The following is a 22183-nucleotide window of genomic DNA, read 5'->3' on the forward strand; positions in this document are numbered from 1 at the left end:
CCAAGGTCGGCCGACGCGGAAAGCGCCTAGGCTGACGCGGGACACGAGGGGGACGCGGTGAGCAAGACGTACGCGGGTGCGCGGCTGCGGCGGCTGCGCGAGGAGCGCCGGATGAGCCAGGCCGACCTGGCCCGGGTGCTGGCCATCTCGCCCTCCTACCTGAACCAGATGGAGCACGACTCCCGCCCGCTGACCGTGCCCGTCCTGCTGCGGCTGACCGAGGCGTTCGGCGTCGACCCCGGCTTCTTCTCGGAACGCGACACCAGCCGGCTGGTCGCCGACCTGCGCGAGGCGCTCGCCGGCGAGGTCGCCGAGGCCCGGGTCTCCGCTTCCGACCTCGCCGAGCTGGCCTCGCGGATGCCGGCCGTCGCCAAGGTGCTGCTGGACCTCGGCCGCCGCGGACAGCGGCTGGCCGAGGGCCTCGCCGGGGTGGCGGACGGCCGGGACGGGGACACCGGCGGGCGGCTGTCCCCGCACGAGGAGATCCGCGAGTTCTTCTACCGGCGCCAGAACTACCTCCACGACACCGACCTCGCCGCCGAGGAACTGGCCCGCACCATCGGGATCCGGCCCGGCGAGGTCGTCCGCGCCCTCTCCGCCCGACTGGCGGACCGGCACGGCGTACGGGTCGCGGGCGACTCGGCGGCCGGATCCGAGCGGCTGCACCACTACGCGGAGTCCGGGCGGGTGCTCCACCTCTCGGCCCGCCTGCGCCCCGGCCAGCAGGCGTTCCGGATGGCGACCCAACTCGCCCTGCTGGAGTACGCCGAGGAGCTGGACCGGCTCGCCTGCGAGGACTTCCCGGCCGGCTCCACCCCGCACGCCCTCGCCCGGATCGGCATCGCCAACTACTTCGCCGCCGCGCTGATCCTCCCGTACCGCGCCTTCCACACCGCCGCCGAGGAATTCCGCTACGACATCGAGCGGCTCACCGACCACTTCGGCATCGGCTACGAGACGGTCTGCCACCGCCTGAGCACTCTCCAACGCCCCAGGCTGCGCGGGGTTCCCTTCTCCTTCGTCCGCGTCGACCGCGCCGGGAACATGTCCAAGCGACAGTCCGCGACCGGGTTCCACTTCTCCCGCGCGGGCGGCACCTGCCCGCTGTGGAACGTGTACGAGGCCTTCGCCGCGCCCGGCCGGATCCATGTCCAGGTCGCCGCCATGCCGGACGGGCAGCGCTACCTGTGGACGGCCCGCGCCATCACCCGGCACCGCGGCGGCTGGGGCGAGCCCGGCAAGACCTTCGCGATCGGGCTGGGCTGCGAGATCCGGCACGCCTCGCGGCTCGTCTACTCCGACGGCCTCGACCTCGGCAACACCGCGGCGGCCACCCCCATCGGCATGGGCTGCCGCATCTGCGAACGCCTCGACTGCCCGCAGCGCGCCGTCCCGCCGCTCGGGCGGCCGCTGGCCATCGACGAGAACAGCAGCACCTTCGTCCCGTACCAGGTCGCCGACCGCGCGGAGTAGGGCCGGCTCCCCGGATCAGCCCAGCCGGAAGGCCTCCGCCGGGGTCACCGAGCTCGGCCACGATGTCCGTGGCCGCGGGGAGCAGGGAGACGATGCGCATGCTCCGAGCGCAGGGAATGTTCCGCCCGTGGTCCCGGGGGCTTTCACACGCCCGCGCCGCGGGTGGGGGTGGACTTACTAGGACGTCCAACTATATGTTCGTGACAAGCCCGCGGTGCAGGGAAGCCGGTGTGAATCCGGCGCGGTCCCGCCACTGTGACCGGGGAGTGTGCTCTTCCAGCAGTTCAGGCCACTGACGGAGTGATCCGTCGGGAAGGCCGGAGAGCGCGCGCTGATCCGGGAGTCAGGATACCGGCCGTGGGGTGTTCCGTGTTGTCCACGAGGATGGAGCAGACACGCATGGCACCGGTACGTGACCACGGCCCAGGTGATCCGGCGGAGTACCCGAAGTGCGCGGCCCTGTCCGCGCGTTCGTGACTCGACGAAGGCCCCAGCGCCTTCACTGTCCCGCGGTCTGCCCAGCGGCGCGCACCCCGATCGGTGCGCCGCCGCCGCCTGCCGCGCCTTCCTCGGATCTCACCTGACGAGAGCAGGCATCGATGGTCCGCGAGCTCACCCATTTCATCGGCGGAAAGCACACCACCGGAACGTCCGGTCTCTTCGCCGACGTGTACGACCCCAACACCGGCGCGGTACAGGCCAGGGTCCCCCTGGCCGGGCGCGCCGACACCGAGGCGGCGATCGCCAACGCCGAGGAAGCGCAGGCGGAATGGGGCCAGTGGAACCCGCAGCGCCGCGCCCGCGTCATGCTGCGCTTCCTCCAGCTCGTCGAGGGCGAACGCGACGCGCTGGCCAGGCTGTTGTCCGCCGAGCACGGCAAGACCGTCGCCGACGCGCACGGTGACCTGCAACGCGGCCTGGAGGTGGTCGAGTTCGCCGCCGGGATCCCGCACCTGCTCAAGGGGGAGTTCAGCGACAACGCCGGCACCGGCATCGACGTGCACTCGCTGCGCGGCCCGCTCGGGGTGGTCGCCGGGATCACCCCGTTCAACTTCCCCGCGATGATCCCGCTGTGGAAGGCCGCTCCCGCCCTGGCCTGCGGAAACGCCTTCATCCTCAAGCCTTCCGAGCGCGACCCCTCCGTACCGCTGCGGCTCGCCGAGCTGTTCCTGGAGGCCGGTCTGCCGCCCGGCGTGCTCAACGTTGTCAACGGCGGCAAGGAAGCCGTCGACACCCTGTTGGAGGACCCCCGCGTCCAGGCCCTCGGCTTCGTCGGCTCCACCCCGATCGCCGCGCACATCTACGCCACCGCCGCCGCGCACGGCAAGCGCGCCCAGTGCTTCGGCGGCGCCAAGAACCACATGATCGTGATGCCGGACGCCGATCTCGACCAGGCCGCCGACGCCCTGATCGGCGCCGGATACGGCTCCGCCGGCGAGCGCTGCATGGCGATCTCCGTCGCCGTCCCGGTCGGCGAGGAGACGGCCGACGCGCTGGTGGGCAAGCTCAAGGAACGCATCGCCGCCCTGCGCATCGGCACCTCCGACGACCCGGACGCCGACTTCGGGCCCCTCGTCAGCCGCGACGCCCTCGACCGGGTCAACCGCTACGTCGGCATCGGCGCCACCGAACTCGTCGTCGACGGGCGCGGATTCACCCTCCCCGGACACGAGAACGGCTACTTTGCCGGAGCCTCCCTCTTCGACCGCGTCACCCCGCAGATGCGGATCTACCGCGAGGAGATCTTCGGCCCGGTGCTGTGCGTCGTACGGGCCGCCGACTACGAGGAAGCCCTGCGGCTGCCCAGCGAGCACCCGTACGGCAACGGCGTGGCGATCTTCACCCGCGACGGCGACACCGCCCGCGACTTCACCCGCCGCGTCAACACCGGCATGGTCGGCGTCAACGTCCCCATCCCGGTCCCCGTCGCCTACCACACCTTCGGCGGCTGGAAGCGGTCCGGCTTCGGCGACCTTGGCCAGCACGGCCCCGACGCCATCCGCTTCTACACCCGCACCAAGACCGTCACCTCGCGCTGGCCCTCCGGGGTCAAGGAAGGCGCGAGCTTCACCATCCCGACGATGGGGTGACCGCCGTGACCACGACCCTGCTCACCAAGGACCAGCTCGCCCTGGCCGAGGTCACCCTCGACTTCGCCCAGGAACAGCTGGCCCCGCACGCCATCGCCTGGGACCAGGACAAACACTTCCCCGTCGAGGTGCTGCGCCGCGCCGCCGCCCTCGGGCTCGCGGGCATCTACGTACGCGAGGAATCCGGCGGCTCCGGCCTCACCCGCACCGACGGCGTCCTCGTCCTGGAGGTGCTGGCCACCGGCTGCCCCTCCATCGCCGGCTACCTCTCCATCCACAACATGGTCGCCTGGATGATCGACCGGTACGGGGACCGGGACCAGCGCGCCCGCTGGCTGCCCGGCCTCTGCTCCGCCGCCACCCTGGGCAGCTACTGCCTCACCGAGCCCGGCGCCGGCTCCGACGCGGCGGCCCTGCGCACCCGCGCCGAACGGGACGGCGACCACTACGTCCTGACCGGTGTGAAGCAGTTCATCTCCGGCGCAGGCGCCTCCGACGTGTACATCGTGATGGCCCGCACCGGCGGGGCCGGCCCGGGCGGGGTCTCCGCCTTCGTCGTCGAACGCGGCGATCCGGGACTGTCGTTCGGCCCGAACGAACGCAAGATGGGCTGGAACGCGCAGCCCACCCGCCAGGTGGTCCTCGACGGCGTCCGGATCCCCGCCGACCGGCGTCTGGGCGCCGAGGGCGAGGGCTTCCGCATCGCCATGAACGGCCTCAACGGCGGCCGCCTCGGCATCGCGGCCTGCTCCCTCGGGGGCGCCCAGAGCGCCCTTGACCGCAGCCTCGTCCACCTCACCGACCGCGAGGCCTTCGGGGCGCGGCTGATCGACGCGCAGGCGCTGCGGTTCCGGCTGGCCGACATGGCCACCGAACTCACCGCCGCCCGCGCCCTCGTCCGTACGGCCGCCGAGGCCCTGGACCGCGGTGACCCGCAGGCGGCCCAGCTGTGCGCCATGGCCAAGCGCTTCGCCACCGACACCGGCTTCAGCGTCGCCGACCGGGCGCTGCAACTCCACGGCGGATACGGCTACCTGAGCGAATACGGCATCGAGAAGATCGTCCGCGATCTGCGGGTGCACCAGATCCTGGAAGGGACCAACGAGATCATGCGCGTCATCGTCGCCCGCGGCCTGACGGAGAACCTGCGATGACCGCGGAAGAGGAGGTCCTCATCCGCACCGAGGGCCACCTGGGCGTGCTGACCCTCAACCGGCCCAAGGCCCTCAACGCGCTCAGCCACCCCATGGTGCTGCGCGTCGAGGAGGCCCTGCGGCGCTGGCGGGACGATCCGGCCGTCGCGGCGGTGGTGATCTCCGGAGCGGGCGAGCGCGGCCTGTGCGCGGGCGGCGACATCCGCGCCATCCACGCGGACGCCCGCGACGGCGGCACGGCCTCGGCGGACTTCTGGCGCGACGAGTACCGGCTGAACGCCCTCATCGCCCGCTACCCCAAGCCGTACGTCGCCCTCATGGACGGCATCGTGATGGGCGGCGGCGTCGGGATCTCGGCCCACGGCACCGTGCGGATCGTCACCGAACGCTCCCGCGTCGCCATGCCCGAGACCGGCATCGGCTTCGTCCCCGACGTCGGCGGGACCTACCTGCTCGCCTTGGCGCCCGGGGAGCTGGGCACCCACCTCGCGCTGACGGGAGCGCCCGTCGGCGCCGCCGACGCGCTGCTGTGCGGGCTCGCGGACCACTTCGTACCGGCCGAGCGGCTCGGCGCGCTCGTGGCGGAGCTGGCGCGGGTACCCGTACACGACGCGCTGTCCCCCTGCGTCGGGCAGGCGCCGCCCGGGGAGCTGGCGGCGCACCGCGAGTGGATCGACCACTGCTACGCGGCCGACACGGTCGAGGAGATCGTGGAGCGGCTGCTCGGCAGCGGTGTGTCGGCGGCCAAGGAGACCGCCGCGACGCTCGCCGCCAAGTCCCCGACAGCGCTCAAGGTCACCCTGGCCGCACTGCGCCGGGCACGCGGACTCGGGCCGCTGGAGCGGGTCCTGGAGCAGGAGTACCGCGTCTCCTGCGCGGCCCTGGGCGCGGCCGACCTCGTCGAGGGCATCCGGGCCCAGGTCATCGACAAGGACCGCGCCCCCCGCTGGTCGCCGGCCACCCTGGCCGAGGTCACCGACGCGGACGTGGCCCGCTACTTCGCCCCGCTCGGCGCCGGCCGCGAACTGCGGCTCGCCGCCGCCCCCGACTCCCTTCAGGAGGTGCCCTGGTGACCACCGTGATCGCCTTCGTCGGCCTCGGCCACATGGGCGGCCCGATGGCCGCCAACCTCGCCGCCGCCGGGTACCGGGTGCTCGGCTTCGACCTCGTCCCCGACGCGCTGGCCGCCGCCTCGGCGGCCGGCGTGGAGGTCGCGGACTGCGCACGGGCGGCCGCCGCCGAGGCGGACGTGGTGATCACCATGCTGCCGGCCGGCCGCCACGTCCTCGCCCTCTACCGGGACGAGGGGCTGCTCGCGGCCGCGAAGCCCGGCACCCTGTTCATCGACTGCTCCACCATCGACGTGGCCGACGCGCGCGCCGCCCACGAGGCGGCCCTGGCCGCCGGTCACCGGGCTCTGGACGCGCCCGTCTCGGGCGGGGTGATGGGCGCCGAGGCGGCGACCCTCACCTTCATGGCGGGCGGGGGCGCGGCCGAGTTCGCCCAGGCGGAACCACTGCTTGCCGTCATGGGCAAGAAGGCGGTGCACTGCGGAGGCGCGGGCGCCGGCCAGGCCGCGAAGATCTGCAACAACATGATCCTCGGCATCTCGATGATCGCCGTCAGCGAGGCCTTCGTGCTCGGCGAGAGCCTCGGCCTGTCCCACCAGGCGCTCTACGACGTCGCCTCCACCGCCTCCGGCCAGTGCTGGGCCCTCACCACCAACTGCCCCGTCCCCGGCCCGGTCCCGGCCAGCCCCGCGAACCGCGACTACCGGCCGGGCTTCGCGGCCCCGCTGATGGCCAAGGACCTCGGACTCGCCGCCAACGCCCTGCGCGCGGGCGGCATCGACGCCGGACTGGGGCTGCGCGCGGCGCAGATGTACGCGGCGTTCGCCGCCGGGGATGGGGCCGACCAGGACTTTTCGGCCATCGTTACCGCCCTCCGGGGCGCTGCCACAGAGGCTGCCACAGAGAACGGATCGCCCGCATGACGACCGAGACCACCACCACCGCCGCCTACGAGACGATCCTCGTCGAGCGCAAGGGCCGCACCGCCCTGCTCACCCTCAACCGGCCGAAGGCGCTCAACGCCCTCAACCTCCGGGTCATGACCGAGGTCGTCGCCGCCACCGAGGCCCTCGACCGGGACCCCGACGTGGGCTGCATCGTCCTCACCGGCTCCGCGAAGGCCTTCGCGGCGGGCGCCGACATCAAGGAGATGCGCCCGCTGAGCTACATGGACATGTACCTCAGCGACTGGTTCACCGCCTGGGACCGCCTCGGCAACCTGCGCACCCCCACCATCGCCGCCGTCTCCGGCTACGCGCTGGGCGGCGGGTGCGAGCTGGCGATGCTCTGCGACATCCTGCTCGCCTCCGACACGGCCGTTTTCGGCCAGCCGGAGATCAAGCTGGGCGTCATCCCGGGCATCGGCGGCTCCCAGCGCCTCACCCGGGCCGTCGGCAAGGCCAAGGCCATGGAGCTCTGCCTGACCGGCCGCACCATGGACGCCGCCGAGGCCGAACGCGCCGGGCTGGTCTCCCGCATCGTCCCGGCCGACGAGCTGCTCGGCGAGGCGCTGGCGGTGGCCGAGACCGTCGCCGGCATGTCCGCGCCGGTCGCGATGATGGCCAAGGAGGCCGTGAACCGGGCCTTCGAGACCACGCTCGCCGAGGGAGTGCGCTTCGAGCGCCGACTGTTCCACGCGGTGTTCGCGACCGCGGACCAGAAGGAGGGCATGGCCGCCTTCGTCGAGAAGCGGTCCCCGGAGTTCGACCACCGCTGACGATCGTCGTACCCCCGGGGCGATCGGCCGGCCCCGGGGGTGTGACACGCGCTGTGATCGGGTCCCGTGCGGGCGGGGGCGCCGGTGTGATCCTTGTGGGCGTCGTACCCGCCTTCCTCAAGGAGCGCTCCCGCCATGCCGAACAAGCCGGTACTCGAGCCCGCTGCCCAGGCCTTCGCAGACGCCACTGCGCAACCGCCGTTCCTGTACGAGCTGCCCGTCGCCGACGCTCGCAAGGCCCTGGACGACCTCCAGGGTGGTGACGGGGTCACGCTGCCCGACGTCGACGAGGAGTGGATCACCGCCGGGGGCGTCCGCACCCGGATCGTCCGGCCGCGCGGCGCCACCGGGCCCCTGCCCGTCATCGTCTACATCCACGGGGCGGGCTGGGTGTTCGGCGACGCCCACACCCACGACCGGCTGGTTCGCGAGCTCGCGGTCGGCGCGGGAGCGGCCGTGGTCTTTCCCGAGTACGACCTCTCGCCCGAGGCCCGCTACCCCGCGGCCATCGAGCAGATCTACGGCGTTGCCCAGTGGGTCGGCCGTGAGGGGAGCGGCAAGGACCTCGACGGCACCCGGATCGCCGTCGCGGGGGACTCGGTCGGCGGCAACATGAGCGCCGCCCTCACCCTCATGGCCAAGCAGCGGGGCGACGTCCGCCTCGTCCACCAGGTGCTCTTCTACCCGGTCACCGACGCCGCCTTCGACACCGAGTCGTACCGGCAGTTCGCCGAGGACCACTACCTGCGCCGTGAGGGCATGAAGTGGTTCTGGGACCAGTACACGACGGACGAGGCCGAGCGCGCCCAGATCACCGCCTCGCCACTGCGGGCTTCGCTGGACGAGCTCACCGGGCTGCCGCCCGCGCTGGTCATCACGGCCGAGGCCGACGTCCTGCGCGACGAGGGCGAGGCGTACGCGGCCAGGCTCCGCGCCGCCGGAGTGCCGGTCACCGCCCTGCGGGTACAGGGGGCCATCCACGACTTCGTGATGCTGAACGCCCTGCGCGAGACCCGGGCCGCGGAGCTCGCCATCGGCCTCGCGGCCGACACCCTGCGCGAGGCCCTCGCCTGACGAATGTTGTGTACACGCCAATCGCCGATCTCGGGGTGCCGGGGGGTGTTTGAGTCCGGGTGCCCCGTTCGGTACCGTGCGTGGGCTGTGTGTATACGGTACGTGATCATTCTTCACATGTCCGCCGCAGGACCTTCACAGGGCGCACACTTCAGGCCGTTCCGCGCCCGTGGCAACTGCCAGGGGCAGACGGCACGCTCTCGGCTTGCCTAGCCTCCCGGGCCATGCGATCACCTCTGAAGAGCCGCCTCGGCCTCGCCACCGTCCTCGCCTTCGTCCTGGCCCTCTTCGGCCTCGCCCCCGCCGCGAGCGCCGACCCCGCCCCGGCCGCCCTGACGTTCGCGACCAACAGCGCCACCACCACCCCCGGTGGCACGGTGAACCTCTCGATGACGATCACCAACAACAAGACCTACGACGTCTGGTTCGTCTACCAGACGATCTCCCCGACCTGGCTCACCACCCAGCGCCCCGACCTGAAGTACAGCTTCACCGGCTGCAGCCTCGCCACCGCCTCCGGCAGCACGCCCTGCTCCGGCACCGGCGCGGCCGACCTCGGCGGCAACTACGGCGCCACCATCCCGCCCGGCCAGAGCCGCACCGTCACCCTGACCCTCCAGGTCGCCGCCGACTCCGGCTGCAACGGCAACATCGGCTTCTACTCGTACTACTACGCCGAGTTCAGCGACAGCTCCAACACCAGCGGCGGACCGGTCTTCACCCCCGAGACGCGCGTCCTCTGCGCCTGACGCACCGCCGGGCCGGCGGACCGGGGACGGTCCGCCGGCCCGACCGAGTCAATTCGGCCTGACCGTCGCACGGTTGGTTACCTGCGTTTTTCCACGGGTTTTCGCAACACCACCACGAAAGCTACACAGAGGCATCACTATGTGACGCGACGGATGCGTCGACGACTGGTTTCTGAGGGGGACACCGGCGTCGCGCAAGGGGGAGCGTCCGCTTCGCGCTGGCCGCGCTCACCCCTGCCCGGGAGGGGACTGCACCGCATGAAGCGAAGCCTTCGCACCACCGCGTTAACGGTGGGCGCGCTCATCGCCGCCCTCGGCCTGCCGACCGCCACGGCGCACGCCGACACCACCACGCCCCGCGTCGATCTGCGGGTGCTGGTCGTGACCGACGGCGGTCCGGCCGTCCAGGCCATCACGGCGGAGCTGGAGTCGACGGGAACGCCGTACACACAGGTGGACCTGACACGGTCCGACCGTCCCACGATCAACCCGGCGTTCCTCGCCGACACCGTGGACGGCCGGCCGCGCGCGAAGTACCAGGCCGTCGTCCTGCCCAACGACAACCCGTTCGCGGCGGGCTCCGCCGAGATGTCGGCCCTGGCCGCCTACGAGCAGACCTACGCGATCCCGCAGGTCGACGCCTACACCTGGGCGCGCCCCGCGGTCGGCCTCCAGTACTTCGCCTCCGGCGGCTACGCGGGCAGCGTCGACGGCGCGCAGGCCACGGCCACCGCCGCGGGCCGCTCCGGGGCGTTCGGCTACCTCGAAGGAGCGGTGCCCTTCGAGGACAACTCGCCGACCGTGGGAGAGAGCTACGCCTACCTCGCGCAGCCCGCGCCCGGCGCGGACTTCACCCCGTACGTCGACGCCCCCATACCGGGCACCACGCGGCGCGGGTCGCTGGTCGGCGAGTACCGGCACGACGGCCGGCGCGAACTCGTCGTGACCTTCGTCTACAACCGCTACCAGCAGCAGTTCCGGCTGCTGGCCCGCGGCATCGTGGAGTGGATGACCGGCGGCGTGCACCTGGGCGCCTCCCGCAACTACTTCTCCGTCCACGTCGACGACGTCTTCGCCGCCGACGACCGCTGGGACACCCAGCTCAACTGCACCCCCGGCGACGTCGACTGCGCGGCCGGCGCGGGCACGCCCAACCCGATCCGCATGACGGCGGCGGACGCCGAATACGCCAAGAACTGGCAGAGCGGCAAGGGCTTCACCCTCGACATGGTCTACAACGGCGCCGGCAGCCTGGACCAGCGCGAGGACCACGACGGCGTCGACGAACTGGCCGACAAGCTCCAGGCCGACCGCAACCAGTTCCGCTGGGTCAACCACACCTACACGCACGCCTTCCTCGGCTGCGAGCAGGACACCAGCGTGGTGCCCTGGCGGTGCGCCACCAACCCGGGCGGCGGCACCAAGTGGGTCAGCCGCACCGCCATCGACGACGAGATCGTCCTCAACCGCGTCTGGGGCCAGAGCTTCGGCCTGCCCCTGGAGACCGACGAACTGGTCACCGGTGAGCACTCGGGCATGGCGGTCCTGCCGCAGCAGACCCAGGACAACCCCAACCTCGCCCTCTCCGTGACCGGCAACGGCGTCAAGTGGCTCGCCTCCGACAACTCCCGGGACCCCGAGCAGCGCCGGATCGGCTCGGCCTCCACCGTCGCCCGCTACCCGATGAACGTCTACTACAACGTCGGGAAGGCCGCCGAGGCGGTCGACGAGTACAACTGGATCTACAGCTCCCGGGCCCAGGGCGGCAGCGGCATCTGCGAGGACCACGCCGACACCACCACCTGTCTGTCCGCGCCGCTCGACACGGCCACCGGATACGCCGGCCACATCGTGCCGCTGGAGACCCGCACCGCCCTCGGGCACGTGCTCGCCAACGACCCGAAGCCGCACTTCATCCACCAGTCCAACCTGGCCGAGGAACGCCTCGCGTACCCGGTGCTGAACGGCGTCATCGACGGCTACGACGCCCTGTTCGCCGCCAACACGCCCCTGGTGAACCAGCGGATGAAGGACATCGGCGCCGAGCTGGGGCGCCGCGCGGCCTGGAAGACCGCCCTCCAGGCCGGTCAGGTCACCGCGTACCGCATCGGCGACACCGTCACCGTCACGGCGCCGAACGGCGTCGAGGTCACCGCGAGCCTGCCCGCCGGCACCCGGCTGGGCGGTGCGGGCGGCGCCGCCTTCGGCAGCCCGTACGCGGGCCAAGCCTCCGGCTGGACCACCTCGGCCGGCACGCCGCTGACCCTCGCCCTGCCGTCGACGGCGCCCGCGGCCCCGTCCGCGGCGACCGCCCCCGCCCGCCCGGCTCCGGCCTCCGCGCCCGCCCCGGCCGCCCACGTCCCGGCGGCCGTGCGCGAGGGCGGCGCCGACGACGCCCGGGGCTGAACGGCGTACCCCGCGGTCCCGGCCACTCCGCCCCAGGCCGGGACCGCACCGACCACCCCACACACCGGCCGTGGAGCACACCCATGCACGTTCACCGCGGCGCGCGGCGCCCCGGCGCGACGCACGTCACCCTGCTCACCGAAGGCACCTATCCCCACAGTCACGGCGGTGTCAGCGTCTGGTGCGACCAACTCGTCCAGGGCATGCCCGACCTCGACTTCGACGTCATAGCCGTCACCGGCACCGGCCGCGAACCCGTGGTCTGGGAGCTGCCCGGCCACGTCGTGGGCGTCACACCCGTTCCGATGTGGGGCGCCCCGCCGGAGGGCCGCGCCCCCCGGGGACGCGCCCACCGCCGGCTGTCCGCCGCCTACGAGCAGTTCCTGACGGCGCTCCTCGACCCCTGCGCCGAGGACGGGTTCGCCCCCGCGCTGTACACGATGGCCCGAGCCGCCGCCGACGGCACCCTCAGTCCGTTCCTCCGCGGTGACCACGCGATATCCGTCCTCGCGGCCGTCTGGAACCGGCCCGGGCTCGCCGTGCGCGAGGCCCGGCCGACCCTGCACGACGCGCTCACCGCGACCTCCCTGCTGGAACACGCGCTGCGCCCGCTGGCCGCGCCGCCGCCGGAACACGGGGTGGCCCACGCGGTCAGCGGCGGCGTCGCCGTGCTGCCCGGGCTGGCCGCGCTGGAACGGCACGGCGTCCCGCTGCTGCTGACCGAGCACGGCGTCTACCTGCGGGAGCGCTACCTCGGCTACCGAACCGCCCCGTACCGCTGGCCGGTGAAGGCCGTCGTCCTCGGCTTCTTCCGGCTGCTGGCCGAGGAGAGCTACCGGCGGGCCGCCCTGGTCACCCCGGGCAACCGCTACAACCGGCTGTGGGAGGAGCAGGGCGGCGCCGACCCGCAGGCCATCCGTACCGTCTACAACGGGGTCGACCCCGCCGCCTTCCCGCCGGCCGGGCCGGAGCCGGACGCGCCGACCCTCAGCTGGGCCGGCCGGGTCGACCCGATCAAGGACCTGGAGACCCTGATCCGCGCCTTCGCCCTCGTCAGGGAGCGGGTGCCCGAGGCCAGGCTGCGCCTGTTCGGCGGGACGCCGCGCGGCGGCGAGGCGTACCGCGAGCGCTGCGAGGCACTGGCCCGCGACCTCGGGCACGCGGACGCGGTCACCTTCGAAGGCCGGGTCGACGACATCAAGGACGCCTACGCGGCGGGCAACGTCGTGATGCTCTCCAGCATCAGCGAAGGCTTCCCCTTCACCCTCATCGAGGCCATGTCCTGCGGGCGGGCGACCGTCTCCACCGACGTGGGCGGGGTGCGGGAGGCCGTCGGCGAGACGGGCCTGGTGGTCCCGCCGCGCGACCCGGCCGCCATGGCGGAGGCCGCCCTGGAACTGCTGGGCGACGCCCCGAGGCGCGCGGCGATGGGGGAGGGGGCGCGGCTGCGGGTCATCGAGCAGTTCACCCTGCGCCAGACCATCGACACCTTCCGCTCCATCTACCTGGAACTGCCGGAACTCGAACGGATCTCGCAGCTGTCCCGGAACGCGCGGACGGCCAGGACCGCGCACACCTCGCGGACCGCGCAGACCTCCGGCGTCCGTACGCCGGCGCCCACGCCGATCGAGACGGCGCCCTCGTCGGCGCCCGTCGCGGGGAGCATGGCCGGATGAGCGGGCCGATGGCACTCGAACCCGGCGGAACCGAACAGGACACGCTGGCGCTCCGGCTGGCCGACACCAGCCGGCGCCCGGCGCGCCGCCTGCGGCCCGACACCACGCTCACCCTGCGGCTGCCCGGGTTCGGGCCCAACGAGGAGGAGGTCAGCCGGCTCGCCGCCGAACTGGCCGACCGCGTCGGCCCCGCCGTCCACCCGTACGAGGTGGCCGCCCTGCTGGAGGCCGAGGGCCTGTCCGCCGACATGATCCGGGAGCGGTACGGGCACCCGAACATCTTCTCCCTCGCGGCCGCGCTGTACGAGCGGGTGCCCCGGGTCTTCCCGGAACCCGCCACGACGCCGGACCCGTGGCGGCCGGACACCGTGCGCTGCCTGCTGCGCGGCGTGCTCTTCGCCCTCCCCGGGCTGGCGTACCTGCTCACCGCGCCGCTGTGGCACCCGAGCCGGGACGCCGCCGCGCTGATCCTCGCCGGGATCGTCTCCTGGGCGTGGGGCCAGGCCCTCGGGCACCGGGCCTATCTGCGGATGGTGGCCGGGCAGCGCGAGGCCGGCCGGACGCTGCTGGTGGGAGCCCCGGTCGGCGCCGTCGTCGCCACGGCGGCCGCCGCGGTGCCGGCGGGCGGCGGGCCGGCGATCTGGGCGGCGGCCCTCCAGTCGCTCTACCTGGCGGCCGCCGGAATCCTGCTCGTGCTGGGCCGGGAGCGCTTGCTGCTGGCCGCGCTCACCCCGCTGATCGTGGGGGGCGCCGCGCTGCCGTGGTGGGAACCGGGACGCCCGCTGCGCGTCGGCCTGCCGGCGCTCGCACTCGCCGGGACGCTCGCCGCGGCCGGCCGGGCGCTGCGCGCCGCGTACGCCGCCCCGGCGGCGGTCGGGGACGCCGGCGCCCGGCCCCGGCTGCTGCGGTCCCTCCCGTACGGGCTGTTCGGGCTGGCCGCGGCGGTGCTGGTGCTGCTGGAGGGGCGTCAGGAGCCGTACGCGGTGATCGCGCTGACCGTGAGCATGGGGCCGGCCGAATGGCTGCTCTACCGCTTCCGCGGCATGTCGGTCAGCGCGCTCGGCGCGGCCGCGACACCCGCCGGCTTCCTGCTGCGGTCGGCCGGCGTACTCGGCCTCTGCCTGGGCGCCTACGTACTGCTCCTGCTCCCCGTGGCACTGCTCACCGGAGCCGGCCCGGCCGCGCTGATGCTGCTCGCGGCCACCCTGTGGACCGCGTTGCTGCTCCAGGCCTTCGGGGTGGCCTGGCCGCCCGCCGTCATCTGCCTGACGGCCGCCGGCGCCGCGGGCGCGGTCACGCTCCTCGGCCCCCCGGGCCCGCTGATCCTGCCGCTGAGCTGCGGCGCCGCCGCGCTGAGCCTGGCCGGCTGCGCGCTGTGGATCCTCGGCCGCCCGGCCCGGCACGCCTGACCACCCCTGCCACACCGCGCACCCGGCACGACGCGCGCCTGCCACAAGGCGCACCCGCCTGACCACGCACCTGCCTGACCACGCACTCGCCTGACCACGTACCTGCCTGACCATGCAACCCACAAGAAGGGCACGTCAGTTGACCTCCGCACCGCTCGCCGCCGTCACCGGAGCCGAAGGCTTCATCGGCTCCCACCTCACCGAGGCCCTGGTCGCCCGCGGATACCGGGTCCGGGCCATGGCCCAGTACAACTCCTTCTCCTCGTACGGATGGCTGGAGACGCTGGCCCCGGACGTCCTCGACCAGGTCGAGATCGTCCTCGGTGACGTCCGGGACCCCGGCTCCGTCCGCGGACTGCTCGAAGGCGCCGAATCCGCCTACCACCTCGCCGCGCTGATCGCCATCCCGTACTCCTACCGGGCGCCGCACAGCTACGTCGACACCAACGTCACCGGCACCCTCAACGTGCTGGAGGCCGTCCGCGCGCTCGGCACGCCCCGCCTCGTGCACACCTCCACCAGCGAGACGTACGGCACCGCGCAGACCGTGCCGATCACCGAGGACCACCCCATCAACACACAGTCCCCGTACGCCGCTTCGAAGGCGGGCGGGGACCGGCTGGCCGACAGCTACCACGCGAGCTTCGGCACCCCGGTGGTCACGCTCCGCCCGTTCAACACCTACGGGCCCCGGCAGTCGATGCGCGCGGTGATCCCCACCGTCATCGGCCAGGTGGCCGCCGGGGAACGCGCCATCACCCTCGGCGACCTGCGGCCCACCCGCGACTTCAGCTACGTCCGCGACACCGCGCAGGCCTTCCTCGCGGCGGGCACCGCGCCCGCCGAGCAGGTCGTGGGCCGCACCTTCAACTCCGGTACCGGCGGGGAGATCTCGGTCGGCGACCTGGTCGCGCTGATCGGCAAGGTGATGGACGTACCGATCGACGTGCGCGAGGACAGCGAGCGGCTGCGGCCCGCCAACTCCGAGGTGATGCGGCTGGTCGCCGACGCGAGCCGGCTCACCGCCGCCACCGGCTGGAAGCCGGCGCACACCCTGGAGCAAGGCCTCGCGCACACGGTCGAGTTCTTCCGCGACCCGGCCAACCTGGCCCGCTACAAAACGGGCATCTACAACATCTGACGCGCGTACCGCCGACGTTCACCGACATCCCCACGTCACTCACTCACCGTCCCCCCACGCGACCAAGGAGGAGACCCCATGTACGCAGTGATCCTGGCGGGCGGCAAGGGCGTTCGGCTACGGCCCTACACCACCGCCCTGCCCAAGCCGCTCGTCCCCATCGGCGACCAGCACGCCATCCTGGAGATCGTGCTGCGCCAGCTCTCGCGGGCCGGCTTCACCCGCTGCACCATCGCCATCGGTCACCTGGGCGAGATCATCCGCGCCTACGTCGGCAACGGCTCGCAGTGGGGCATGAGCATCGACTACGCGACGGAGGAGAGCCCGCTGGGCACCATGGGCCCGCTGCTGAACCTGCGCGACAGACTGCCCGAGACCTTCCTCGTCATGAACGGCGACGTCCTCACCGACCTCGACTACGCCGACGTGCTGCGCAGCCACGAGGAATCGGGCGCGCCCCTGACCATCGCCACCTACCCCCGCAAGGTGCACATCGACTTCGGGGTCCTGACCACCGACGCCAGCCGCGTGGTCGGCTTCACCGAGAAGCCGAGCATGGACTACCACGTCTCCATGGGGGTGTACGGCCTGAGCCGGGCCACCCTCGACCACTACACGCCCGGCCTGCCGCTCGGCTTCGACGAGCTCGTCCTCGACCTGCTGGGCAGCGGGAACCTCCCGCACTCCTACGCGTTCGACGGCTACTGGCTCGACATAGGCCGCCCCGACGACTACGACCGGGCCAACGCCGAGTTCACCAGCCGCAAGTCCCTGCTGCTCAAGGGAGCCTGAGCACGTCATGCGCATTCTCGTCCTGGGCCGAACCGGCTACCTGGGCGCCCACGTCGTCGACCGCCTGCGCGCCCTCCCGGGCGCGCGGGTGTTCGACGGCGGTCGCTCGCCCGACGCCGACTTCGGCGTCGACCTCGCCGCCGACCGGCCCGAACGGCTGGCGGCCACCCTGGCCGCCGCGGCACCCGACGTGGTGGTCAACTGCGCCGGCGCCACCGGCGGGGACGCCGTGACGCTCGCCGAGGTCAACGCCCGCGGCCCCGCCGCCCTGTGCGCCGCGCTGCGCGAGGCGGCGCCCGCGGCGCGCCTGGTCCACCTGGGCTCGGCCGCCGAGTACGGCCCCGGCGAACCGGACACCCGGGTGACGGAGTGGGCCGCAACCCGCCCGGTCGGCCCGTACGGCGCGACGAAGCTGGCCGGCACGGTCGCGGTGACCTCCTCCGGCCTGGACGCGGTGGTCCTGCGGGTGGGCAACCCCGTGGGACCCGGAGCCCCGCTCACCGGACTGCCGGGCCGCATCGCCGCGCTGCTGCGCGAGGCGGGCCCGGATCCCGAAGCGGTGCTGCGGCTGGGCGACCTGTCCGCCCACCGGGACTTCGTGGACGTACGCGACGTCGCGCAGGCGGTGGCGCTCGCGGTCACCGCGCCCGGCCCGCTGCCGCCCGTACTGAACATCGGCTCCGGGCGCGCCGTCCCGGTCCGCGCACTGGTGCGCGTCCTCGCCGCCAGGGCCGGTTTCCGGGGGCGGATCGAGGAGGCGGAGGCGGGCGGATCGGCCCGCTCGGCCCAGGTGTCGTGGCAGTGCTCCGACATCACCGCGGCAGCCGAGGCCCTCGGCTGGCGCCCGGCCCACGGGCTCGGCGACACGCTCGCCGCGCTGTGGGCGGCGACGGCCGCGGAAAGCATCGGCACACCGTGAGCCTGCTCGTTCCGCTGTACGTCCACCCCGCCGAGGAGCCCGGTGCCTGGCACCGCCTGATCACGGGCGCCGCCGACACGTACGGGGTGGTGATCAACCCCGCCGACGGGCCGGGCACCCGCCCCGACCCGGCCTTCACCGCCGCGGCCGCCGCGCTCCGGGCGGCCGGGGCCCGGCTGCTCGGGTACGTGGACACCGCCTACGGGGCCCGCAGCCAGGCCGAGGTCATGCACGAGATGCTCCGGCACCAGGAGTGGTACGCGGCCGACGGCTGCTTCCTCGACCGGGTGACGGCGACCCCGCAGGGGCTGCCCGCCTGCCGCCGGCTGGTCCGGTCGCTGCGCCGGGCCGGGGTGACGACCGTGGTGCTCAACCCGGGCGTCCACCCCACGGCCGGGTATGTGCGCCTCGCCGATCTGACCGTCACCTTCGAAGGGCACTGGTCGACGTACGTCTCGGCCTTCGCCCGGCCGGCCTGGACGGCGCGGCACCAGCCCGAGCGGTTCTGCCACCTCGTCTACGGGGTGCCCGAGGCCCTGATCCCGCTCGCGGTGCGCACCGCGAACGAGCGGGGCGCGGCGGTGTCGGGCCCGGTGACGGGCGAACCACCCAACCCCTGGAACCAGTTGACCCCCGCACTCACCGGGATGGAGCGATGAACCGTACGTTACCGGCTCGGGCCGGCCTGCTGGCCGCCCTGACGGCCCTGGTCCTGACGGGCTGTTCCGCCTCGGAGGGCGACGACGACACACCGGCCCCGTCCGGGAGACCGACGTCGTCCCCGTCCACGCCCACGACCGCGCCCCCGTCCTCCCCTTCCTCTTCCCCGTCCCCATCCACCGCGCCGTCGGGCTCCCCCTCGCCGCCGGCGTCCCCGTCCGGCGGGGCCTCGCCCGCACCGGGCGACCAGGCCAGGGCACGGTGGCGGCCGAAGCCCGGCCTCGCCTGGCAGTGGCAGCTGAACGGACGCTCCGACCCCACGGTCGACGTGCCCGTCTACGACATCGACGGCTTCGAGAACTCGGCGGCGGACGTGGCCCGGCTGCACCGGGACGGCCGGAAGGTGATCTGCTACGTCAACGTCGGGGCCTGGGAGGACTTCCGGCCCGACCGGGACGCGTTCCCGGGCGCGCTCCTCGGCGAACCCAACGGCTGGCGCGGCGAGCGCTGGCTGGACATCCGCCGGCTCGACCTGCTGCGCCCGATCATGGAGCGGCGCTTCGACATGTGCCGCGAGAAGGGCTTCGACGCAGTGGAGCCCGACCTGATGGAGGGCTACGGCAACCACACCGGCTTCCCGCTGACGGCCGCGCACCAGCTCGCGTACAACCGCATGATCGCCGAGATCGCCCATGCCCGCGGACTGTCGGTCGGCCTCAAGAACGACCTGCCACAGATCCCCCAGCTCGTCGGCGACTTCGACTTCGCCGTCAACGAGGAGTGCGCCCAGTTCGGCGAGTGCGACGCGCTGACCCCCTTCGTCAAGGCGGGCAAGGCCGTCTTCCACGTCGAGTACGAGGGCACGCCCGCGGCCTTCTGCCCCGAGTCCCGCGAGCTCAACCTGTCCTCGATGCTGAAGAAGCCCGAACTCGACACCTGGCGCAAGGCCTGCCCCTGAAGACGGCTCCGCACAGCGGCCGAGGCCGTCACCTCACCTGATCTGACGGCGGACCAGCTCGTGGAAGGGGCCGTCCGTGTCGGCGAGCAGTTCCGCGGGCGGTCCCTGCTGGGTGACCCGCCCCTGCGACATGACGATCACCCGGTCGGCGTCCATGATCGTGGAGAGCCGGTGGGCGATCACGACGCGGGTGGCGCGCAGGGCCCGGGTGGACTCGATGACCACGCGCTGGGCCTCGTTGTCCAGCGCGCTGGTGGCCTCGTCCAGGAAGAGGACGCGCGGCTTGCGGATGAGGGCCTGGGCGATCATCAGCCGCTGGCGCTGGCCGCCCGAGACGGTTCCCCCGCCGTCGGACAGCATCGTGTGCATGCCCATGGGCATGGCCTTGATGTCCTCGGCCAGGCCCGCCATGGCCGCCGCCTCCCAGGCCTCGTCGAGCGCATACGTCTCGGCGCCGCAGACGCAGTCGAGGATCGAGCCGGAGAAGGGCTGGGCGTTCTGCAGGACGACGCCGCACTGGCGGCGCACGGCCGCCTGGTCGAGCGCCGCCAGATCCTGGCCGTCGTACAGCACATGGCCGGAAGCGGGCTCGTCGAAGCCGATGAGCAGGCGCAGCAGTGTCGACTTGCCGCAGCCGCTGGCCCCGACGATCGCGACGAACTCACCCGGCCGCACCTGGAACGACACGTCGTCGAGTACGAGCGGGCCGCCGTCCGCGTACCGGTAGGACAGGTTCTTCGCCTCGATCGCGCCACTGAGCACGCCCGGCCGGGTGCTGGAGCCGCGGACTTCCGGGGCCGCCTGGAAGAGCGGTTTCACCTCCTCGAACATGGGCCGCACGGCGGCGGCCGAGACGAGTGCGCCGGTCAGCTGGGTGACGGAGGACAGCATCATCGTCACGGCCGTGCTGAAGGTGAGGAACTCGCTCGCCGACATGGCGCCCCGGAACGGCCCGGCCAGCAGCATGAACATCAGCAGCGTGCACAGGGCGGGATAGACCGCGTTGAGCACGGTGATGACGTTCTTGATCCGGCCGATGCGCTGCTGCAACTCGCGCGTGCGGGCGAACTCCCGTGCCCAGGCCGCGTAGGCGAAGCTCTCGGCCGCGGCGACGCGCAGCTTGGGCAGTCCCCGCAAGGTCTGGAACGCCTGGTTGTTGAGCTTGTTGCCGAGCTTGATCAAGCGCCGCTGGTAGCGCAGCTGCCACAGCCCCAGGCTCAGGAAGACCGCGCAGACGACCAGCAGGAGGGCGACCGCCACCATCGCCAGCGGCACGCTGTAGACGAGCAGCAGCACCAGGTTCATGGTGGCGACCGTGCTCGCTTGTACGGTCACCGACCCGATGCCGGACAGCACGCGGCGGATGGAACTGATGCCCATCGCCGCGCTCGCCAGCTCGCCGGTGGAGCGGCCGGCGAAGAACGTCACCGGCAGCCGCAACAGCCGGTCCCACACGGCCGGCTGCAACGTGGCCTCGATGCGGCCCTCCATGCGCAGGATGGAGACGTTCTGCAGCAGCATGAAGGCGGCCGAGACGACGCTGGTCGCGATGAGCGCCAGGGCGCTCTGCACGATGAGGCTGTTCTCGGCGCGGGGCACGTACTCGCCGAGCACCTTGCCGGTGGCGATCGGTACGAGCGCGCCCAGGCCGACCGCGACCAGCCCGCCCAGGACGAGGCTGCGCAGGTCCTCGCCGGTGCCGCGCAGACTGAAGCGCAGCAGCGGCAGCAGGCCCGCCTTCCCGTCGGGCAGCGGGCGGTAGAGCATGACGGCGGACGGTTCGAAGGCGTCCGCGCGGTCCCCGTCCACGCGCTCGCGCGCGCCGGTCGCGGGGTCCACGGCCTCGTACCGGCCGCGCCGCCACAGCAGCGCGACCGGCGTCCCGTCCTCCTCGCGCCGGCCCACCAGGGGCCCGCTGTTCTCCCGCCACCACCGGCCGCCGAGCTTGACGACACGGGTCCGGACGCGTGAGGCGAGCGCGATGTGCTCGACGGGATCGATCCGCCCGGACGCGGCCGTCACCGGCCCCGGATCGGACAGGGCGATGCCGGCCTCGCCGGCGACCAGGCGGCACACCGCGAACGTCGCGTCGTCCCGATCGCCGCGGCGCGAACGCCTGCCCGAGCGGTCGATGGAAGCCAGCAGGGTCCGGTCGGCCTGGGTGCGGGCGCTCTCGCCGGCCTCGATGCCGGCCGCCGTGCGGTGCTCGTGGGCGCGCTCGCGCTGCTCGATCCAATGGTCCAAGGCGTACAGCAGCCGGTACTGCTGGTCGACCACGCCCTGCCACATCGCCGCGTCCACGAGGAGCGCGGCGGACGTGCCGACGGCGTCGTGTCCCTCGTACGGCTCGTACACGGCGCCGTACCGGACGCTGCCCGCGGTGATCTGGATCCAGAGGACGTCCTCGTCCCCGCCGCCCCGGCCGATGGCACCGCGGTTCTCCAGGGGTGCCTGGTTGAGCACCCGCAGGCCGCGGCCGACGCCGAGCGCGAAGGCGTACTCCAGGGGGCTCAGCGGCGCCTCGGCGCCCGCGTGCTGCCCCTGGTCCCACCAGTCGCCGTACTCGGGGCCGCGATGCAGCTCGTGCAGCTCGATGCGGCGCAGCCGGCAGCCCCGCAGCGGCCGGGCGGTCAGGGTGTGCTCGGGTCCCTCGGCCGGGCCCAGCAGCAGCGTGCCCGCCTCCAGCCGGCCGAGGAAATGCCAGTGCCCCGCCTGGGCGGCGTCCACGGCGAACAGGTCCAGCTCGCCGTCCACGACGAGCCACAGCACGAGCGGGCCCTCCAGGTACACACTGCGCAGGCCGTCACAGTCCACCTCCGAGCCCAGCCCGCCCAGGGCCGCGACGACCGGATCCGGTGCGACGTGCGTCTGATGAAGGGACGTCACCTCAGTCAC

17 protein-coding genes and 1 riboswitch are annotated in these 22183 nt (G+C 73.2%); of the genes, 16 read left to right on the top strand and 1 reads right to left on the bottom strand.

Features of this window, described 5'->3' with window-relative positions; genetic code table 11:
* Positions 1 to 57: 57 nt before the first annotated feature.
* The 16 genes from OG982_RS27515 to OG982_RS27590 all read left to right on the top strand — a co-directional run bounded on the left by OG982_RS27515 (position 58) and on the right by OG982_RS27590 (position 19288).
* Positions 58 to 1473: a short-chain fatty acyl-CoA regulator family protein gene (locus OG982_RS27515; RefSeq protein ID WP_266782336.1), complete on the top strand. Its 1416-nt coding sequence runs from the start codon at positions 58 to 60 to the stop codon at positions 1471 to 1473.
* 195 nt (positions 1474 to 1668) lie between these two features.
* A riboswitch (cobalamin riboswitch) is annotated at positions 1669 to 1848 on the top strand.
* Between the two features lie 224 nt (positions 1849 to 2072).
* Positions 2073 to 3563, top strand: a complete 1491-nt coding sequence (locus OG982_RS27520) for a CoA-acylating methylmalonate-semialdehyde dehydrogenase (protein ID WP_266949556.1) — start codon at positions 2073 to 2075, stop codon at positions 3561 to 3563.
* A complete protein-coding gene (locus tag OG982_RS27525; RefSeq protein WP_266782332.1) occupies positions 3560 to 4717 on the top strand; it encodes an acyl-CoA dehydrogenase family protein in 1158 nt (385 codons plus the stop codon). The genes OG982_RS27520 and OG982_RS27525 overlap by 4 nt, the downstream gene beginning before the upstream one ends.
* Complete coding sequence (locus OG982_RS27530) at positions 4714 to 5790, top strand: enoyl-CoA hydratase/isomerase family protein (protein ID WP_266782330.1); 1077 nt, start codon at positions 4714 to 4716, stop codon at positions 5788 to 5790. The genes OG982_RS27525 and OG982_RS27530 overlap by 4 nt, the downstream gene beginning before the upstream one ends.
* The gene (gene mmsB / locus OG982_RS27535) at positions 5787 to 6710 is read left to right on the top strand and encodes a 3-hydroxyisobutyrate dehydrogenase (protein WP_266782328.1); all 924 of its coding nucleotides are present in this window, start codon (positions 5787 to 5789) and stop codon (positions 6708 to 6710) included. The genes OG982_RS27530 and mmsB overlap by 4 nt, the downstream gene beginning before the upstream one ends.
* A complete protein-coding gene (locus OG982_RS27540; protein WP_266782326.1) occupies positions 6707 to 7504 on the top strand; it encodes an enoyl-CoA hydratase in 798 nt (265 codons plus the stop codon). The genes mmsB and OG982_RS27540 overlap by 4 nt, the downstream gene beginning before the upstream one ends.
* A gap of 135 nt (positions 7505 to 7639) precedes the next feature.
* Positions 7640 to 8578, top strand: coding sequence for an alpha/beta hydrolase (locus OG982_RS27545; RefSeq protein WP_266782324.1), 939 nt, complete (start codon positions 7640 to 7642; stop codon positions 8576 to 8578).
* Positions 8579 to 8802: 224 nt separating this feature from the next.
* Positions 8803 to 9327 carry a hypothetical protein gene (locus OG982_RS27550; RefSeq protein WP_266782322.1) on the top strand — a complete coding sequence of 175 codons (525 nt, stop codon included), beginning with the start codon at positions 8803 to 8805 and terminating at the stop codon, positions 9325 to 9327.
* A 258-nt stretch (positions 9328 to 9585) separates the two neighbouring features.
* Complete coding sequence (locus tag OG982_RS27555) at positions 9586 to 11733, top strand: hypothetical protein (protein ID WP_266782320.1); 2148 nt, start codon at positions 9586 to 9588, stop codon at positions 11731 to 11733.
* An 83-nt stretch (positions 11734 to 11816) separates the two neighbouring features.
* Complete coding sequence (pelF, locus tag OG982_RS27560; RefSeq protein WP_266782318.1) at positions 11817 to 13409, top strand: GT4 family glycosyltransferase PelF; 1593 nt, start codon at positions 11817 to 11819, stop codon at positions 13407 to 13409.
* Entirely contained in the window at positions 13406 to 14818 is a 1413-nt protein-coding gene (locus OG982_RS27565; protein WP_266782316.1) for a hypothetical protein, read from the top strand. The genes pelF and OG982_RS27565 overlap by 4 nt, the downstream gene beginning before the upstream one ends.
* Before the next feature lie 139 nt (positions 14819 to 14957).
* Complete coding sequence (locus OG982_RS27570; protein WP_266782314.1) at positions 14958 to 15959, top strand: GDP-mannose 4,6-dehydratase; 1002 nt, start codon at positions 14958 to 14960, stop codon at positions 15957 to 15959.
* A 78-nt stretch (positions 15960 to 16037) separates the two neighbouring features.
* On the top strand, positions 16038 to 16751 hold the full coding sequence (locus OG982_RS27575; protein ID WP_266782312.1) for a sugar phosphate nucleotidyltransferase: 714 nt from the start codon (positions 16038 to 16040) through the stop codon (positions 16749 to 16751).
* A 7-nt stretch (positions 16752 to 16758) separates the two neighbouring features.
* Positions 16759 to 17670 carry an NAD(P)-dependent oxidoreductase gene (locus OG982_RS27580; RefSeq protein ID WP_266782310.1) on the top strand — a complete coding sequence of 304 codons (912 nt, stop codon included), beginning with the start codon at positions 16759 to 16761 and terminating at the stop codon, positions 17668 to 17670.
* Positions 17667 to 18329, top strand: a complete 663-nt coding sequence (locus OG982_RS27585) for a spherulation-specific family 4 protein (RefSeq protein ID WP_266782308.1) — start codon at positions 17667 to 17669, stop codon at positions 18327 to 18329. Before OG982_RS27580 ends, OG982_RS27585 begins: the two co-directional genes overlap by 4 nt.
* Complete coding sequence (locus tag OG982_RS27590; RefSeq protein ID WP_266782306.1) at positions 18326 to 19288, top strand: endo alpha-1,4 polygalactosaminidase; 963 nt, start codon at positions 18326 to 18328, stop codon at positions 19286 to 19288. Before OG982_RS27585 ends, OG982_RS27590 begins: the two co-directional genes overlap by 4 nt.
* 33 nt (positions 19289 to 19321) lie before the next feature.
* Here OG982_RS27590 and OG982_RS27595 read toward each other — a convergent pair whose 3' ends face one another.
* Complete coding sequence (locus OG982_RS27595) at positions 19322 to 22174, bottom strand: NHLP bacteriocin export ABC transporter permease/ATPase subunit (protein WP_266791678.1); 2853 nt, start codon at positions 22172 to 22174, stop codon at positions 19322 to 19324.
* Positions 22175 to 22183 lie beyond the last annotated feature (9 nt).

Origin of the sequence: Streptomyces sp. NBC_01551 (assembly GCF_026339935.1) — a bacterium.
Classification (GTDB): domain Bacteria; phylum Actinomycetota; class Actinomycetes; order Streptomycetales; family Streptomycetaceae; genus Streptomyces.

Bases quoted from the DNA above. Each gene is read 5' to 3' on its own strand.
- OG982_RS27550 (WP_266782322.1), top strand. From the start codon at position 8,803: ATGCGATCACCTCTGAAGAGCCGCCTCGGCCTCGCCACCGTCCTCGCC.
- OG982_RS27540 (WP_266782326.1), top strand. From the start codon at position 6,707: ATGACGACCGAGACCACCACCACCGCCGCCTACGAGACGATCCTCGTC.
- OG982_RS27555 (WP_266782320.1), top strand. From the start codon at position 9,586: ATGAAGCGAAGCCTTCGCACCACCGCGTTAACGGTGGGCGCGCTCATC.
- OG982_RS27520 (WP_266949556.1), top strand. From the start codon at position 2,073: ATGGTCCGCGAGCTCACCCATTTCATCGGCGGAAAGCACACCACCGGA.
- OG982_RS27545 (WP_266782324.1), top strand. From the start codon at position 7,640: ATGCCGAACAAGCCGGTACTCGAGCCCGCTGCCCAGGCCTTCGCAGAC.
- pelF (WP_266782318.1), top strand. From the start codon at position 11,817: ATGCACGTTCACCGCGGCGCGCGGCGCCCCGGCGCGACGCACGTCACC.
- OG982_RS27575 (WP_266782312.1), top strand. From the start codon at position 16,038: ATGTACGCAGTGATCCTGGCGGGCGGCAAGGGCGTTCGGCTACGGCCC.
- OG982_RS27565 (WP_266782316.1), top strand. From the start codon at position 13,406: ATGAGCGGGCCGATGGCACTCGAACCCGGCGGAACCGAACAGGACACG.
- OG982_RS27580 (WP_266782310.1), top strand. From the start codon at position 16,759: ATGCGCATTCTCGTCCTGGGCCGAACCGGCTACCTGGGCGCCCACGTC.
- OG982_RS27530 (WP_266782330.1), top strand. From the start codon at position 4,714: ATGACCGCGGAAGAGGAGGTCCTCATCCGCACCGAGGGCCACCTGGGC.
- OG982_RS27590 (WP_266782306.1), top strand. From the start codon at position 18,326: ATGAACCGTACGTTACCGGCTCGGGCCGGCCTGCTGGCCGCCCTGACG.